This is a genomic window from Pseudovibrio denitrificans JCM 12308 (assembly GCF_001310815.1).
Classification (GTDB): domain Bacteria; phylum Pseudomonadota; class Alphaproteobacteria; order Rhizobiales; family Stappiaceae; genus Pseudovibrio; species Pseudovibrio denitrificans.
In genome coordinates this window covers 223,975-240,940 of the sequence record NZ_BAZK01000009.1, presented here as the reverse complement: position 1 = coordinate 240,940, position 16,966 = coordinate 223,975, and the positions used below count along the sequence as shown (strand labels likewise).

The window sequence follows — 16,966 nt, the reverse complement described above, 5'->3', positions numbered from 1 at the left end:
AAGTCAGACTTGAACGACCTGTTTAAACTTAGTTATTGAGCGTTCACAAAACCACTTCTAGTGGTTCAAGCGAAGCGTTTCAAACCTCCACCTATGGTGGAGGTCTTTGACTTTTTAGGTAGGGGAAGAGTTAAGCAAGCTGTGTAGCTGAATGCAATTTCTGGCCATAAAACGCAAAATCAACATTATGGAACTAACTTGTCCACTTTATTGAACATCCCATGCTCGGCACTTGTTTTTTAGGTCCGGAGCCAGTTTCAGCAATCAAGTGCATTGCGTTGAGCAACTCGGGTGTTCGTCCTGTGGGGTCATTAAACCCTGCATCATCCAGCCGACCGCGATACTGGAGTTCGCCTTTGTTGTTCAAGCCAAAAAAATCTGGCGTACATACGGCGCCATAGGTCTTGCCGACAGATTGGTCTTCATCGATCAGATATGGAAACTCAAATCCATAGAGCTCCGCGAACTCTTTCATTTTAGGAGGAGAATCTGCTGGGACAGATTTGTAGTCATTAGACATGACCGCTAACACGCCAAAGCCTTCTGACATCAAAAGTTTGGTGTCTGCCGCCAGTCGGTCACCAATCGCCTGAACATACGGACAATGATTACAGATAAATGCAATCAGCAGACCATTCTCACCTATGTGCTCCGACATCGTAAAACCCTGCCCATCAGCATCTTTAAGCGTGAAATCGGGAGCTTTCCAACCAAATTCACAAATCGGCGTATTCAGCAGCACGGTACGGTCCTCTTAAGTGTTCTTCTTATTTGACGTTCACATATGTACAGGCACCTTGTCTACATCACGACAATCAAAAGTTACGCCTAAACTCATTAGCTAGTGTGATTTTCAGCAAAGAGGCAGAGGATCGCTCTGTCTCTTAAATTATTAAGATCAGAACGTCTTCGTGTACTGCAAGAAGAAGCGGCGGCCTTCGGCTGGGACTTCGCGGTCGCGTAGCGCTGTGGCGGTGGTGTTTTGTTGTTTGGTGTCGAAGATGTTTGTGGCACCAAAGCGGAAGTCACCGTAGTCGGAGTTGTAACTAGCACTCGCATTCATTGTGAAGGTTGGCTTGAGTTTTTTCAGATCTCCTTTAGCACCTTCTTTGCCACTGCGACCTGAACCAAACACAGCTTCACCTTGAAGGCTAAAGCCATTACCGAAGCTGTAGTCTGAGAACACCGTGGCTTTGAATGGCGAGCCGATGCGATTGTTCGGCAGATCCTCATCAAGATCGCCATCTTTATTCTCATCCCAAACACCTTCTTTATAGGCGAGCACAGCTCCTGCACCCCAAGCTTCATTCAGTTGCCCGCGGATGTTAAGCTCTGCCCCCCAAATGCGCTCCTCAGCCTGCAAAACTGTCTGCGTCGCATCGTCAAAATTTACCCCCTTATCTGAAGTGGAGTAAAAAGCAGATACGGAGAGGGATAATGCTTGCGTGTTGTAACGTGCACCCAGCTCGAAGTTGTTCACGATCACCGCTTCAGGTGCCACATCAGAAACATCTACAACACCATCAACAAATGGATTTAGCGGCATAGCGCGTCTTGTAAATGAGCCGACATCCGGGACTGAGAAGCCCTGAGAAAAACCTGCAAATACATCAAGCTTATCATTTAGGTGAGCAACGCCGCCCAAATTAAACACTGTAGCGCTATAGTCTTTATCCGCAGCAGTAAACGTGTGTTCACCAATTGTCGCGGTAAGTGGATCACCTGGGTTCGTATAGAATGGGTTCGGAACCAAAGCATTCGGGCGAACAAAGCTGTCCATGCGTAAGAAGAAACGCTCATGACGAACTCCGCCGCGCACTTCAAACATTTCTCCGATCGGTGCTTTGACCTGAGCGAATTGTGCAAAGCCATGCTGCTTCATTGGTGAGATGATATCACGCCCATCGGGAATAGTTTGGCTGATATCATTGTAGCTGTAGTCGCTCCCCCAAGTCAGCGCCAAACCCTCATAGATAGAGTTGAGCTCTGCATCGAAGGTAGTTCTCACACCCGCTTGCTTCGCAAACAGCACGGTTTGAGACTCATTTACATCTGGCAAATAAGCGACTGGATTTGCAGCACTTAAGGGTACAAATGCTGCTCGCTTTTCGGCATCGTTGTAATACAGCTCAATCTTTGCATCAAAGAGCCCACCAACTTCATAGAAATTGAATGTCGCGTTGATGTTCTTACTGTCTTCAAGCGGTGGAAGACCCAGATACGGTTTACTTGGATCGATAGAGACAGGATCCGTTGTGTAGTCTGTCTGGTACTTGATCTCCTGTTCCATCTTAACGAGATTTGCGTAGATAGTGACATCAAATGCGTCACCCTCGTATCCCAGCTGACCGGAAAGGTTGTACTGCTCAATACCTGAGCCTCCGCCCTGTCCAGTAATCGGATCCTCAGAGATCTGAGTTCCGGAACCGTCAAACATGTCACCGGTATTTTTAAACTGACCACTGACATGAGCATGAGTATTCTCTTGCCGGAAGCCAGCATTAACGCTTGTCAGGACATTCAGACTGTCTTTCACATCTCGTTCAGATGCAGAAATTGTAGTGCTAACTTCGCCTGACCAACCTTCTTCTTCAGCGGTCTTCGTGATGATGTTAATGACACCACCGGTGGCCCCGTCACCATAGACAGCGCTTGCCCCGTTGATGACTTCAATCCGTTCGATGCTGTTTGGATCAATCAGGCTGAGTGCACGGCTCAGTTTGCGCAACGCAGTTGTGCGCGGGGCCCCATTTACGAGAATCTGAACAGAGCGACCACGAAAGTTCTGGCCACCGCCAGAAAGAGTTTCGTTATCAAGCGAAAAGCCTGGAACGAGGCGTGCCAATGCAGATGTGATATCGCCAGATGCATCGACAGCACCTTTAATTTCATCCTGACCAATCACCTGCACAGTACCTGGAATAGAAGAAATGGACTCCTCGGTGCGGCTGGCGGTTACGACGACGGTGAGGTCGGTGTCGTCTTCGATGGCCTCTTGTGCGGTTGCGGTGGATGCTGTTTGAAACATTGCTAAAGGCGCGACGGTGCATAGCAGCAACCGCGCGAGGGAACCTTTGTTCCCCATTGCGACGCTTTTCATTTTTGCCCCCTAAGTATTTACGGTAGATGTGGTTGAGAGTTCAGCACCTTCGGCAGTTTGTTGCCCCTTGCCGATGGATGCTTTTTTGAAGAAGTGCATGCTGGCCAGAATGCCTGCGACAGAGCAGACGGTGGCGAGCGAGAAGAGAATGCCGTAGCCGGAATGCTGAGCGATCATGCCCGCGGCAACACTGCCCAACATGTAAACCAGCAGGTTTGCGCAGCTGAGGATGGTGAAGTCCGTTCCGGCTTGTTTGAGTGAGCTGCCCCGCATGAAGGCGCTGTAGAGGCCGACGATTTCCATGTAACGAATGAAGGTGTTGGCCGCTGACAGGCCAACCAGCACAGCAACACCTCGGTAATCCAGCAATGCAACTGTTGCGTAGCCGAGGAAACACAAGGTACGTAGGCCGCCGATGAGCCATAGGAACTGCATCAGTCCTGCACGTTTGATCAACACCACCGCGATGGCTGAACCACCCAGGCCGACACAGGCTGCGGCTCCACCGCTGACCATGCCGATTTGAGAGAGTGTGAAACCGAAATCGACGAGGAACGCTTGCTCGACGCCTTTCACCAGACCTTCTGGCAGGCGGAACAGCAAGGCGAAGAACAGCAACATCAAGGTGCTGTGGCGTTTTACGAACCTGATGATGGACGGTCGTGACTTGCCCTCACCTTCCGCTGTTTTGTCTTTGCGTGGGTTTTCCCTGAAGAAGAGCAGCGGCAACAAAGTCAGGAAGGAGAGAGCGGCAGCTGTCTTGAGTGCAGCACTCCAACCCCATAGATCATGCAGGAATAGAGAAAGAGAGCCGCCGATCAAGACGCCGGCGGCGACACTGCCACCTTGAACTGCATTGCCCAGTGGCTGGTCCTTCGGCGCCAGATGCTCCACTGCAAAGCCGTCTGTCGCGATGTCCTGCGTGGAGGAGGACAGCGCCAGAACCATCAGCAGCGGGAACAGGATGTGCAAGTGCTCTGCAACGTTGAGCGTGGAGAGATAGGTGATGATGCCGACAGAGACGAGCTGCATTGGGATAATCCAGCTGCGGCGTTTTCCCAAAGCTGCAACGTAGTATCTGTCCACCAATGGCGCCCAGAGGAACTTGATGACCCATGGCAGCATCAAAAGTGCCATGGAACCAATGCTAACCAGACTGATGCCCTGAGCTCTGAAGATGGCCGGCATGGCCGCGGCAACCAGATAGACCGGAATGGCCTGCGCTACATAAAGCCCCGCAAGAACAACGATAACTGAACGTGCGGTGCGTTCGCCTTGCTCAAATTGGAAAGATGTACGCCCCTGCCCTGCAATAAGGGTGTCGCTGTCGTTAGCCATTTTCTACCTAGCGCTCGACGGCCTGGCTCGAACGAGTCGCTCTGGCTAACCAATTAATGATTTTTAACTAGTTCATTACACTCATATTATCAATCTGCACATGCAACTTAATCGCAGGTAGATCCTAGGGTTTAAACAGATATCAGGCTTGCCTTTAGGGCATATCCCTAGGTTAGGCAGTCCTTGAGAACATTGCTTCAAGTTGGATCAGGTCAGGCAAGAAACCCATAACCACATTTCCGGGATCGGCTTGTGTATTCATGAGTTTAAACCTCAACTTCATTTCAACACCTCACAAGCAGATCATGAGCAACGCATCCCAAACACGCAGTCTCGATCAACTTCTCAAGGGTGAACGAGCTGTTGTGCGCGCAATCGAGAGTGAAGAGACAGCTGATGGCCGCGCATTGGTGGTTCGCCTGAATGCTCTCGGCATCAATATCGGCAAAGAGGTGAGTGTTATTCGACTGGCCTGGTTGGGTGGCCCCATGTTGCTGCGGGTCAATCAGGCGACACAGGTGGCCATCCGCCGTTCTGAAGCGCGGTGCGTTGTTGTGGAGGAGATCAAAGGCGATGAATCCCCGGCCTGAGACAGGAGCCCAAAGCACACCTCGGATTGCACTTATCGGGCAGCCCAACACGGGCAAATCCATGCTGTTCAACCGCATCACCAATGCACGGGCATCGGTCGGCAACTGGCCGGGCATCACCGTGAACGTAATGCGCGCACGTGTTCCTTTGGACGGCCGAAAAGTGGAATATGTTGATTTGCCAGGGATTTATAATCTGGAGGGTGGGTCTGAAGACGAAGCGGTGGTGAACCGCTTCCTGACCAAATTTCCCGTCGATCTGGTGATCATCGTCATCAATGCTGCGCAGATTGAGCGTCAAATCCTGATGCCGTTGCAGGTTAAAGCTTTGGGCCTGCCTGCCGTTGTTATGCTCAACATGTGCGATGAGGCGCACAAGCTTGGCATCACATTTGACCTGGAGAAGCTTCAGGACTCTCTCAAGATGCCAGTGGCCCTTATCAGCGCCAAGTATGGCACTGGCTTTGAAGGCGCCATGAAGCAGGTGTCTGAAAGCCTCAGTTCTGAGTTTGCGAGCAAGCCGGTTCTGGCTGATTATGACTCTCTTTTCAAAACACTGATGACCGAGCAAACGCTTGATGATGCGCTGAAAGGATGTGTCACTCTTCCCAAAATATGGCCGAAGACACTGACGGAGAAGCTGGATCAGCTGTTCCTGCATCCTCTGCTTGGTTTGCCTATGTTCTTCCTCAGCATGCTGGTCATATTCTCGGTTATCTGGGAGATCGGCTTGCCCTCGCAAGATCTTGTGAGCAGCGGTGCAGATTGGGTACAGGCAACGTTGTTGGAGCCGGGGCTAGCATGGGCGCCTGCCTGGCTCAATAGCTTTCTGATCAACGGCATATGGCTTGGTCTGTCTACAGTCGCCTCTTTTGTCCCCTTGCTCGTGCTGTTCTTCTTCTGCATGGCAGCCGTGGAAGACAGCGGTTATCTGGCCCGGGCTGCTTTTTTGATGGATGCTTTGATGCGGCGTGTCGGACTGGATGGCAGGGCTTTCGTTATGCAGATGATGGGGTTCGGCTGCAATGTTCCTGCTTGATGGGGACACGCGTGATGCGGACGCGCTCACTGCGGTTGCTGGCTATGCTCGTTATCCCGTTTTCACTGTGCTCAGCTCGGCTTGCAGTATTCGTCTTCATCATCAGTGCCACCTTCCCCAGCTCCAAGGGTGCACTCGTTCTATTTTCCTTTTATGTGATCAGCTTTCTTGCCGCCTTTTCGACTGCCGCGATCTTCAGTTTTTCACGCCAATTCAAAAGCAAGGAACCGTTTCTGTTGGAGATACCGCCTTACCGAATTCCGACAGTGAAACAGGTGCTTTTACGCGGTTGGGGTGAGGTGCGCGAGTTTATCAGAAGAGCATCGCGCTTCATTATCATCGGCTGCATTCTTGTGTGGTTGCTGACGAACCTTCCTGTTGGTGCGGAAGGGCTAAACACCTACGGCGGTCAGCTTGGGGTTCTGCTTCAGCCGATTATGGAGCCCATTGGCATCAACCCTTATCTCACCCTGGCTCTGATCTTCGGATTCATCGCCAAGGAGATCGTGATCGGGTCACTTTCCACCATCTACGCTCTTTCTACCAGCGGTGTTTCTCAAGCCATTACAATGAGCGTCACACCGCTGGAAGCCTATAGTTTTTGCCTATTCTGCCTGCTTTACACGCCTTGCCTGACAACCATCGCTACAGTTCATGCAGAAGGGAAAAGCTGGCGCTTCACAAGCTTTTCCCTGATCCTGTCACTCACCTATGCCTGGGCGGTGTCTTTCATCTTCTATCAAGGCGCGAAACTGCTTGGGTTTTAAAAGGAATTACTCCTCTTCCCAGAACCCTGCAATGTAGCAGTTGTCCGCCTTGAAGCCGACTTCATTGCGGAAGTGTTTGCGAGCTTTCTTGGCCGTTTTCTTTTCAGCTGCAAACCAGCAGAACGCCTCTTGTACATTGGGAATTTCGATCTGCTTTGCAGCCTCAAACAAACCGTCATGCCCAACAGCATCACGATAAACCCACTCAAGGCTCATGCCGTCTTGCAGCGGGATAGGCGTTTCCATTCCCTTTTTGGAAACGCTGATCACTACAGCACATTTTGTGCCTTCCGGAGAGCTTTCAAGAATACGGGAGATCGCCGGGATAGCCGTTTCATCCCCTGCCAGCAGCAGATAATTTGCTTCTGGAATCCAGCCGCCACCCGGGCCAAGCAAGCCCACTGTGTCTCCCTCAATAACTCGAGCTGCCCAATCTGCAGTTGGGCCACCTTCATGGAGGAAGACATCAAAGTCTATGCTCTGCACTGCTTTGTCGAACTGGCGCACCGTATAAACCGGACGCATCAGCTCATAATCACCTTCAGGCCAGACTGTGCGGCCTTTGTCATTCCAGTATGGCCAGCGTGCCTCAAAGCTTGAGTTCTTGGGAAACAACAGACGGAAGTGCAAACCACCTTCAAAAAAGCGCTCAATGCCCTTTGCTGAGACAGTCACGCGGATGAAATTGGAGCTGAACGCAGCTGTGCGAACAACGCGAACTTCCAAAAAATTTGGCGGGTGTACACCGGCAGTGAAATCTCCACACCAAACCATCTGAGGCGGAATATTGATGTCGATGTGCCCGATCAGATGCTCAATGCTCTCCTTCACCAGATGCAGTGCATCCTGAGATGGAGCGGAGATCATCAGCTTTGCCTGCGCATCCACCTTTACAAACTCAACCATCCCAAATGGAGAGTTCACGCGGTAATGCTTGCCGGTGATTTCCTCCAGCGTCAGATTGTGAAGCTTGGCTTCCGTGCCAAAAAGCTCAATGGCTTTATCAAACTCGATGCCGGGAATGAGGCTTTCAATTTTATGGAGTTCTGCTGCAGTGGTTGTCATCAAAGTGCTCATCTAACTTATTGAAATTGTTTTGGCATCAAACTGGAACAACCAGCGGCGTACCCTTCACCGGATCTGGCATCACATAACACTCCAGACCGAAGGTAGATTTCATGATGTCTTTGGTGATGGTCTTGCCTGCGCTACCCTGCGCTTCAATCCGACCGTCCTTCATGACCACTAGATTGTGCGCATACCGTGCGGCAAGGTTGATATCGTGCAGGACAGCGACAATCGTCATTTGCTGCTCTTCATTGCATTGCTTGAGAAGCTCCAGCAGCTCAATCTGATGAGCGAGATCCAAAAAGGTGGTCGGCTCATCCAGCAACAGCAAATCAGTTTCCTGCGCCAACGCCATTGCAATCCAGACACGCTGGCGCTGTCCTCCCGAAAGAGAGTTGAAAGGCTTGTCGCGCAGTTCTGTGATCTTAGTCATCTCTATGGCTTTCTGGATCGCCACTTCATCCTGACGAGACCATTGCCGCCATACGGACTGGTGAGGCGTACGACCACGGCTGACCAGATCCCCCACCGTGATCCCTTCTGGCGCAACAGGCATCTGAGGCAGGATGCCAAGGCGCTTGGCTACACCTCGTGTAGGCTGCTTATGGATAGATTTTCCATCCAACAACACAGTGCCTGCCGTTGGCTTTTCCAACCGTGCCAGCGAGCGGAGCAACGTGGACTTTCCGCAAGCATTGGGGCCGATCACAACTGAGATCTTTCCCCTTGGGATTGCCAGATTGAAGTCTTTCAGGACAACGTGAGAGCCAAACGAAAGCCCGAGATCTTTGGCTTCCAACGGTGCATTTTCTTGAGTCTGAAGCATTAGATAAGATTCCGTTTCGCCTGCCGTGCAAGCAACCAAATGAGATAAGGAGCACCAATCAACGCGGTAAACACACCGGTTGGCATCTGGAATGAGGCAACCAGTGTCCGGGCGGCTGTGTCCGACAGCAGCGTGACCAGAATGCCAATACCCGCTGCCAGGATGAGTGCTGAAGATGGTGTTTTGGACAGTTGCCGTGCAATTGGTCCAGAAACGAACGCTACAAATGGAATTGGCCCAGCAACGGCCACTGCGGTGGCAGTCATCACCACGGCAACGGCGACCAACAGCAAGCGAAGGCTGTTCACCTTCAAACCGAGGCCCGTTGCCAGGTCTTCATCAAAAGCGAGCCTGTCCAATGAGTATTGCAGCACAATGCCCAGAGAACCCAGCACCACAAACGCAATCGCAACCGGAGCGATATCCTCCCGCTGGATCTGCCCTAGGCTGCCAACGAGCCACTTGGCCATATCGGATGCGCGCTGAATATCCAGCTGCGACATGAGGAAATCAGCACAAGCCAGCAATGTAAAGCCAATGCCAATGCCCACCATGATCAGGCGGAAGAGATCAAGCCCGCGTTGCCAGGACAAGGCAACAACCAGCACAGCTGTCATCACACCTCCGACAACGGCTCCCCAAAACACATAGGCAGCGGAGCCAAACAGGAAGATTGTCAGCAGTGCACCAAAGGCGGCACCAGCGTTGAACCCAAGCACATCCGGTGAGGCCAGCGGGTTACGCATCAGCGCCTGAAAAATCGCGCCGGACATGCCCATGAGGCCGCCAACAAAAACGCCCACAAGAATACGCGGCATACGCACATCCAGCAGGATGAGCTGATCAACGTTGCTCTCACCACTGAACATGAGCGGCAAGATCCGATCTGCAGCGATTGGATAAACACCGAGCCAATGGGCCGCGAACATTGCGATCAATGTGAATGCCAGCAACACGCAGCCGACAGCAGCGCTACGTTTGCGCATAAGAAGCGCTCCGCCCGGAAGCGGAACGACGAGATGATGGCCAAGCAACTTCATGGAGACATCATCCTTGTTTTTCTGAGGAGATAGACAAAGAACGGACCGCCCACCAATGCCACAGTAACACCGATTTGCAGCTCACGGCCTTCAAGAAGAACACGGCCAAGAATATCGCCGGCCAGCACAAACAGAGCTCCCAGTAAGGCGGAAAACAGCAGCAGCCAGGCACTGTCTGCCCCACTGAACCGGCGGGCAACATGGGGTACAACGAGCCCAACAAATGCGACGGGACCAGCCAAAGCAACAGAACCACCTGACAGACAGACTACCGCAAACAGGCTGAGGCCTTTGACAATACCCATTTTGGTTCCAAGTGACTTCGCCAGATCTTCACCAAGAGAAAGGGCATTCAGCCAACGACCGAGGATGAGACAGGCAACAAAGCCGGCAGCAAAGAAGGGCCAGAGCTGCAGTAGCACTTCGGGCTTCACGCCCTGCAGTGAGCCAACCACCCAGAAGCGGTAAGTTTCCAGCGTTTGCTGACTTACCAGCAGAACTCCACGGACAAGTGCCAAAAGAAACGAGCTGACAGCAGCTCCTGCCAAAGCCATCCGCAAAGGGCTGGCACCGCCCTGCCCCAGATTGGCAAGAGCATATACGGCAAGGCTCACCACGAAGGCACCGGCCATAGCAGGCCAGATGAACAGACCCGCAGCCGAAATGCCTGCGCCCCAAATGGATAGCACCACGGCCATGGATGCACCAGCATTCACGCCGAACAATCCCGGATCCGCCAGCGGATTGCGTGTCACGATCTGCATGATCGCGCCGGCCATGGCCAAAGACGCTCCAATCAGCAACGCGCCAATCAAGCGCGGCACCCGCATTTCCATAATCACAATGTGGTCCGGATTGCTAAGGTCCGTTGCCCACAAAGCATCGCTGATGGCAGATAGCGGAATGGACCGCACACCAGCACCGAGCGAAACCACGGAGAGAACGACCAAAAGGACCACAAGTGCGAGTGACCAGCCACCACGAGACTTGTCCGAAACACTGAGATTGTCTGCAGCACCCACACGCTGAGCAACATCAACAAACATCACTGCCCCTCCATTTGCTGTGCTCGTGTGATACCAGCCTCAACAGAGGTGCTCACTGGTGTCGCCGGATCTCCATCGATAGCTGCTGCAATCAGCGGTTCCAGCTGGTCCAGAGCGAAGTTCAGGCTGAGTGGGGAGGAATGCGAAAGCGCGGCAGCAATCATCGGTGTCGCAACGACCTCACGCCCTTCTCTATAAGCCCGCATGGTCGGGCGAAGACGTAGCGTATTGATCTGCGACGCGCCCGAGCCAAAATCGAGCCAGATCAGAACATCTGTATCGATAGGATCCAGATCTTCCGGTGAAACACGCACATAAAACAGATCACTTCGGACAAGCGCTTCGACCTTTTCAGATACGATAAAGCCAAGATCGCTTAAAAACCGTCCACGAAGGTCTGACGATGGATACGCGCCAATATCTCCCGGCCAGACCACCACTGCGGATTTGTCCAACCAGTCCGGATGGTTCTGTTTGATAGCAGCAAAGCGGGCTTCCAGATCCCGCACCACTTGCTCCCCTTTTTCAGCGCGCCCAATTGCTTTCGCGATCGTACGCGTCATCTGCTGCCAGGGTGTGCCGTAATCACCATAATGCTCTTCTGGGACAAGAACCGGTGCAATCTGTGAGAGGATCTTGTATTGAGCACGCGTCATACCTGACCATAGCCCCAGGATCAGATCAGGCTTCAAAGCAGCGATCTGCTCCACATTGATCTCTCCCCACATGACCGTTGGTTTGGCATCCTCCAAAGCAGGCTGTGCCCACGGCCAAACTCCATTGGGATAGTTGCCATACCAACGCCGCAACGCCACAGGCTTCACGCCCAGAGCCAGCAAAAAGTCATGCCCGATGAAACTGACAGATACGATCCGCTTGGGCTGCGACGTCACTGTCGTTGTCCCGTACTGGTGCTCGAACACCACGGGAAAATCAGCTGCTTCTGACTGCTGAGCACTCACGAAAAACATCGCCAGACACAGTGCGCCGCTTAACAAAACCCGTTCAAACTGTTTGATGCATGCGTGGATGGTTTGCATGTCTCTCTCACAAAACCAGCCACGGACCGCAAAGCCCGTGGCATCAACTCATTTTCTGATTAGGAAAGTCTAGAAAGTACTCGTCAACTGAAGCCGTAGCTCTCGGCCCTTGCCGTAGGTGCAGTTGTGTGAATCTACATTCAAAGCAGCTGGCACAAGTGAAGCGAGCGAGGCTTTACCGCAATGACTTATAAAGGATTTGTCGGCAAGGTTACGCCCTGTAAAGGAGAGCTTCAGATTTCGATACTCATAACTTAAGGCAGCATCGAACAGAGTTACCGCGTCAAGCTTGATGGCATTTTCATTATCGCCAAATCTTTCACCCAAATAGCGAGCACCGGCTGCGACGCTTAGGCCTTTAAGCCATGTATCTTCTGCAAAGTTATACTTGAGCCAAAGAGAACCAGCATGCTCAGGGATACGTTCAAGTTGATTGCCAACAAGCGAGGCAGTCGTATCCTTAGTCACTTCAGTATCTAGATATGTGTAATTGCCGAGAGCAGAAAGGCCGCTGTACAATTCAATTGCACCTTCAAACTCGATACCACGCACTCTAACTTCACCAGCTTGAATCGACGCTGGTAAAGGACCGGTGTTGTTTGGGTCATTCGTTAAGACATTGTCTTTTGTGATCTGAAAACCCGCGACACTGAAGAAGCCATCAAAGTTTGTAGGCGCGTACTTTACTCCAATTTCAAACTGTTCTGCATGAGTTGGCTTGAAGGCCTTCCCTTCTTTTGTCATCCCAGCAGGAGGGGCATCAAAAGAGTTTCCGAAACTGGCAAAAGGCGTGATACCGTAATCACTTACATAAGAAACCCCAATGCGACCGGTAAGTGCCCGATCAAATGTTTGCTCTCTTGCAGGTGAACTGCCCGGTTCAGGTCGTTCTCCTTTGACATCTCGATCCAACCAATCGTGCCGGATATTCAGGTCTAACCTAAACTTATCAAAGATCTTGGAGTTGGCAGCAGCATACAATCCGGTCTGTGTAACTGATTGATCTGAGAAACCAGTATAGTCCTTCAGCAATGCAGGATTGACCCCTGGCAGGGTGGGAAGCAAATTAGTAATTTCGCCAGTAAATAGGTTCTTTTCTCCGGCGTAACCACTTCCCAAGTCTGCTTCGGAGTACCCTTTGTAATAATCCAGACCAGCAATAAACTGAGTCTCTACGCTCCCGAAAGTTGCGTCATATTTAAGGGCCGTATCAATGGATCCCTGATAACCTGTTTCTTCAACTTCATTTTTGACAAGGATCGCAGTATCGACGCCTGATACCTGAGGCGCGCCGCCGGCTAATAAAGTATCAAAGTCTACTGCTCCACCATTGTATGCGCCATCATAAGTGATCTTATTGTAAGCTATGCGTGCACGTTGATACAGCTCAAGACCATTATCGAACTGGTGGTCAAGCTCGTAGCCAACATAATGCTGATCACGTTCCAAACCATTGCGGTCTGGATCACCAGCAAATGTATCGTAATCAAAACTTCCCTGGCTGTTGGACAGCAACGTTCCGTGCTGAGGTAGTATTTGCCAGCTCTCGCCTTGGAAGTCCTTTTGATACTGGGCCAACAGAGTAAGTTTGGTTTTATCGCCAAGTTTTGCAGTAACTGATGGGGCGATGTAGAGACGATCATCATGAACATCGTCAACCTGCGTATCAGACAGACGTCCAACGCCAACAATGCGATAACTAATTGGAGAATCTTCTGAAAGCGAACCCGTGACATCTGCGGCTAGTTGCTTACGATTGTTATTACCATAAGTTGCCTGCAAAACTGCCGAGAACTCCTCCTGAGGACGTTTCGTAACAGTGTTTACCAGTCCACCTGGCTGGTTGGCACCAAACAGATCAGAGGATGGTCCTCGTAATACCTCAACTCGCTCAACTCCAAATGGCTCAATGTTCCAGCCCCCCCAAGCGAAGATCCGAAGAGGTAAGCCATCACGATAGTTGAGGCCTCCGACTGCACTTTCAAAACCTCGGATCGCATAGTTATCATAGCGCAGGTCGAAGCCATAAATCGCTGGAACAACACCCGCACTATAGGAAATCGCATCTACAATGGACTCTGCGCCCTGATCTTCCATCTGCTGGGAGGATACAACTGAAACAGAACGTGGCGTTTCCTCAATTGGCAAACCAATACGGCCTGCGCTTGCTGTTTCTGTAGGAACATAACCGAGTGTTGGCGCTAATGCGTCTTCGGCGACAGTCGAGCCATATACAACAACTTCATCCAGATCCTGATTGGAAGAACTGGCCTCTTGCGCAGCTGCAATTCCGGTAAGCAGCAGCAGACTGATGGAGGAGCCAGACAGAAGCGCAGACTTGTAGTGGATGCCCATGTTTCAAACACCTATTCCACTGATAACCGCCCCAATGGTGTCTGGCTTCTGGCTTGACGCTTAAATTGGTTGGAGCTTAATCATTTGATTTTTCAAAATTTTCAGCGATTGCAATAACTTCAGATTCTCAAATCAAAAAGTTGAGCAATAACTCGATTTTGACTCCAATAGATAATATGACTTTATAAGTCAAGATATTCAGTGAGTATATCTGCTAATTCTTTTCCAAGGGGCTTGCCTCTGGAAATCTTGTTGGGCAGAACACGGTAAAGCGAGATTTACAAAGGACAGCCATTTCCATGCCATCCCTCAACGAGCAATCCCTCGCTTTGCGAAAGAAGGCCAAACAACAGCGCTCTCGTGAAAAGATTGAACTGATCCTGCAAACCACTCTGGATATGCTGAGCGAAGGTCAGGTCGATAAGATCAACACCAACGAAATAGCACGTCGAGCCGATATCAGTGTTGGCTCGCTCTATAACTTTTTTCCCAATAAGCAATCGATTTTCTACGAGCTGTTCCGCCGTTGGCTGGAGAATGCTCTGAATGGATTGGATGAGTTAGATGCACGCTATGATGGCAGCGAACCAATCCGCGATTACATCGATGACATGTTTGAGCAGATGGCAATCAGCTATGACGCCAATTCTGCAGGCCACTGGCAACTGCGCCGCTCCATGAATTCCTCAAAAGAGCTGTCAGAGCTGGAAGAAGCCCACGTCAACCAGATCCTCTCCCGCTTCATCCGCATTCAGGAAAAGTTCGGTCGCTCTTTACCAGAAAACCCGCAGCGCCTCGCCTACCTGCAAAACCTCATCAGCGTCTCCTGCCTCAACATCATCGCCCTCACCACCGACCCAAAAGAACGCCAAACCGTCATGCACTGGTGCAAAAACCTGCTCTATCTGGTGTTCGATCTGGAGAGACTGGAGGATTAGACGCCTCTCTACCCCCTCACCTCAAACTCTGAACTCGCTATCCCCTTTTCACCCGGTTTGCACGTAAACAGGCCTCCGGAGAGGGGGGCTTCGGCTAGGGTGGCGGCGGGGAGGCGGGTGCGGGCGCTGGTGATGTAGAGGGTGTCGAGGTTTTCTCCGCCGAAGGTGACGCTGGTTGGGCGTGGGACAGGGAGATCGATCACGCGATCTAACGTTCCATCCGGCAGGTAGCGGTTGACGCGCCAGCCGTCCCAGATGGCGACCCAGACGCCGCCCTGATCATCCACTGTCAGGCCATCCGGACGGCCTTCGCTTTCAGGGATCGTTGCAAAGATGCGCTTGTTGGTGAGAGTGCCGATGCCCGGCTCTGTATCGTAGGCGTAGATGACGCCCAGGACCGTATCGACGAAGTAGAACACTCTGGAATCCGGGCTCCAGCCCAGGCCGTTGGAAACGGCGATGCCGGTTTCCTTGACGGTGAAGTTGCCGTCATTGGTGACGCGGTAGAGGCCACCCGTTGGCTGGCTTGCGTCGAGCCGCATGGAACCAACCCACACAGCACCGCCCGGGCCGACCTTGGCATCGTTGAGGCGATTGCCCGCCACATCCCGTTCCGGATGCATGAAGGGGGTCAGCTGAGCGCTGGCAAAATCCAGCCATTCCAAGCCATCCTGCGTGGCCAACAGCAAGCGGCCATCGTTGGTTGGCATCACAGCACTGACCAGTTTACCGACATCACAGCTGTCATTGGAGCCGGTTTCAGGATCAAACCGGCAAACGCTTGGTTTAAGAATATCGACCCAGTACAGCTTGTTTTCGCCGCAGTGCCAGACCGGGGACTCGCCCAGTTGTGCGCCCCAGGGCAGCACGCATTCCAATGGCTTGGCCATGTTCGCTCTGTTTGTTCTTGGTCTTGGCTGGGAGCTGATGGCAACGGCACCAGCCACACCGGTAATACGGCGGGCAGCAGCCATCAGTTCGCGGCCAATCGGGTGGATCTGGCCTTCTGTCATGCGCGAGGACGGACCGAGGACGGCCAGTGCGCCAACAGGCTGTCCATCCTTGCCGGTGATCGCCACTGCAACCGAGTTCACCCCTGCAAAATGCTCTTCCAGCGAGATGGCATAGCCGCGGGCTCGGATCAGGGTCAGGTCCGCCTGCAGCTGTTCCTTGCTGGTGATCGTTTGATCAGTGAAGGCCTGCAGGCTCATGTTCTGCAGCAATCTGCGTAAAGTGGTCGGATCCTGAAAGGCCAGAAGCGCTTTGCCGGCAGCTGTGGCATGGGCCGGTACTTTCTGGCCCACATCCACACGCACGGCGAGGCCCTGACCGGACCGCTCTTCCAGATAGAGCACGCGGTCTTCATCCAGACGGCACAGGGTCACGGTTTCCTGAAGATCATCAGAAAGACGCTGCAGCTCAGAGCCTGCCACGGAAGACAGGTCGAACGTGTCCCAAACCTTGTGGGAGAGCTCCATGAAGCGCGGGCCGAGGGTGTAGATACCCTTGCCTCATCTTGTCGAACAAGACCGAAGGCAATGAGTGTTTTCAGGATGCGGGCAAAGGTGGGTTTTGGCAGACCAGAGAGTTTGAGCAGCTCAGAGAAACGATGCGGCTCATCCGCATCGGCGATGATATCAAGCAGGGTCAGGCCTTTGGCCAGCGCTGCAGCGCCTGTTGGCACTTTGGCTTTGGTATCACGGTCTTCTTTGACTGTTTCACCCTGCATCATCAATCACGATCCCCGAACCTGCTGCACTCTGTCGAAGTTTGCCACTATCTTACAAACAAGCGACCGACTCTGCATCCCAGAGCCGGT

13 protein-coding genes and 1 pseudogene are annotated in these 16,966 nt (G+C 52.2%); 4 read left to right on the top strand and 10 right to left on the bottom strand.

Translation table 11 applies throughout. The features are described from left to right. Window positions 1-193: 193 nt before the first annotated feature. The 3 genes from JCM12308_RS14455 to JCM12308_RS14445 form a co-directional block, all read right to left on the bottom strand. A complete protein-coding gene (locus JCM12308_RS14455) occupies window positions 194-742 on the bottom strand; it encodes a thioredoxin family protein (RefSeq protein WP_054784224.1) in 549 nt (182 codons plus the stop codon). A gap of 156 nt (window positions 743-898) precedes the next feature. Next, window positions 899-3,100, bottom strand: a complete 2,202-nt coding sequence (locus JCM12308_RS14450; protein WP_208609276.1) for a TonB-dependent receptor — start codon at window positions 3,098-3,100, stop codon at window positions 899-901. A gap of 9 nt (window positions 3,101-3,109) precedes the next feature. Then, on the bottom strand, window positions 3,110-4,438 hold the full coding sequence (locus JCM12308_RS14445; RefSeq protein ID WP_054784223.1) for an MFS transporter: 1,329 nt from the start codon (window positions 4,436-4,438) through the stop codon (window positions 3,110-3,112). Window positions 4,439-4,743: 305 nt separating this feature from the next. Between JCM12308_RS14445 and JCM12308_RS14440 the strand changes: the two genes are divergently transcribed. Genes JCM12308_RS14440 through JCM12308_RS30000 form a run of 3 tightly spaced genes read left to right on the top strand, consistent with a single transcriptional unit; the run spans window position 4,744 to window position 6,834 of the window. Then, the gene (locus JCM12308_RS14440) at window positions 4,744-5,028 is read left to right on the top strand and encodes a FeoA family protein (protein ID WP_208978591.1); all 285 of its coding nucleotides are present in this window, start codon (window positions 4,744-4,746) and stop codon (window positions 5,026-5,028) included. Beyond that, window positions 5,012-6,067 carry a ferrous iron transporter B gene (locus JCM12308_RS30005; protein WP_208978590.1) on the top strand — a complete coding sequence of 352 codons (1,056 nt, stop codon included), beginning with the start codon at window positions 5,012-5,014 and terminating at the stop codon, window positions 6,065-6,067. Before JCM12308_RS14440 ends, JCM12308_RS30005 begins: the two co-directional genes overlap by 17 nt. Window positions 6,068-6,081: 14 nt before the next feature. Then, complete coding sequence (locus JCM12308_RS30000; protein WP_208978589.1) at window positions 6,082-6,834, top strand: nucleoside recognition domain-containing protein; 753 nt, start codon at window positions 6,082-6,084, stop codon at window positions 6,832-6,834. A gap of 6 nt (window positions 6,835-6,840) precedes the next feature. On the opposite strand, the gene JCM12308_RS14430 is transcribed toward JCM12308_RS30000, so the two are convergent. The 6 genes from JCM12308_RS14430 to JCM12308_RS14405 all read right to left on the bottom strand — a co-directional run bounded on the left by JCM12308_RS14430 (window position 6,841) and on the right by JCM12308_RS14405 (window position 14,209). Further along, window positions 6,841-7,899 carry a siderophore-interacting protein gene (locus JCM12308_RS14430; RefSeq protein WP_054784221.1) on the bottom strand — a complete coding sequence of 353 codons (1,059 nt, stop codon included), beginning with the start codon at window positions 7,897-7,899 and terminating at the stop codon, window positions 6,841-6,843. Window positions 7,900-7,936: 37 nt separating this feature from the next. After that, the gene (locus JCM12308_RS14425) at window positions 7,937-8,728 is read right to left on the bottom strand and encodes an ABC transporter ATP-binding protein (RefSeq protein ID WP_054784220.1); all 792 of its coding nucleotides are present in this window, start codon (window positions 8,726-8,728) and stop codon (window positions 7,937-7,939) included. After that, window positions 8,728-9,768, bottom strand: coding sequence for a FecCD family ABC transporter permease (locus tag JCM12308_RS14420; RefSeq protein WP_054784219.1), 1,041 nt, complete (start codon window positions 9,766-9,768; stop codon window positions 8,728-8,730). Before JCM12308_RS14420 ends, JCM12308_RS14425 begins: the two co-directional genes overlap by 1 nt. Next, the gene (locus tag JCM12308_RS14415) at window positions 9,765-10,814 is read right to left on the bottom strand and encodes a FecCD family ABC transporter permease (RefSeq protein ID WP_054784218.1); all 1,050 of its coding nucleotides are present in this window, start codon (window positions 10,812-10,814) and stop codon (window positions 9,765-9,767) included. The genes JCM12308_RS14420 and JCM12308_RS14415 overlap by 4 nt, the downstream gene beginning before the upstream one ends. After that, window positions 10,814-11,854, bottom strand: a complete 1,041-nt coding sequence (locus JCM12308_RS14410; RefSeq protein WP_054784217.1) for an iron-siderophore ABC transporter substrate-binding protein — start codon at window positions 11,852-11,854, stop codon at window positions 10,814-10,816. Before JCM12308_RS14410 ends, JCM12308_RS14415 begins: the two co-directional genes overlap by 1 nt. Before the next feature lie 69 nt (window positions 11,855-11,923). Beyond that, window positions 11,924-14,209, bottom strand: coding sequence for a TonB-dependent siderophore receptor (locus tag JCM12308_RS14405; protein WP_054784216.1), 2,286 nt, complete (start codon window positions 14,207-14,209; stop codon window positions 11,924-11,926). A 299-nt stretch (window positions 14,210-14,508) separates the two neighbouring features. Between JCM12308_RS14405 and JCM12308_RS14400 the strand changes: the two genes are divergently transcribed. Then, complete coding sequence (locus JCM12308_RS14400; RefSeq protein WP_054784215.1) at window positions 14,509-15,147, top strand: TetR/AcrR family transcriptional regulator; 639 nt, start codon at window positions 14,509-14,511, stop codon at window positions 15,145-15,147. Window positions 15,148-15,155: 8 nt separating this feature from the next. On the opposite strand, the pseudogene JCM12308_RS14395 reads toward JCM12308_RS14400, so the two are convergent. Beyond that, window positions 15,156-16,879: pseudogene (locus JCM12308_RS14395) on the bottom strand (SMP-30/gluconolactonase/LRE family protein). Between the last annotated feature and the right edge of the window lie 87 nt (window positions 16,880-16,966).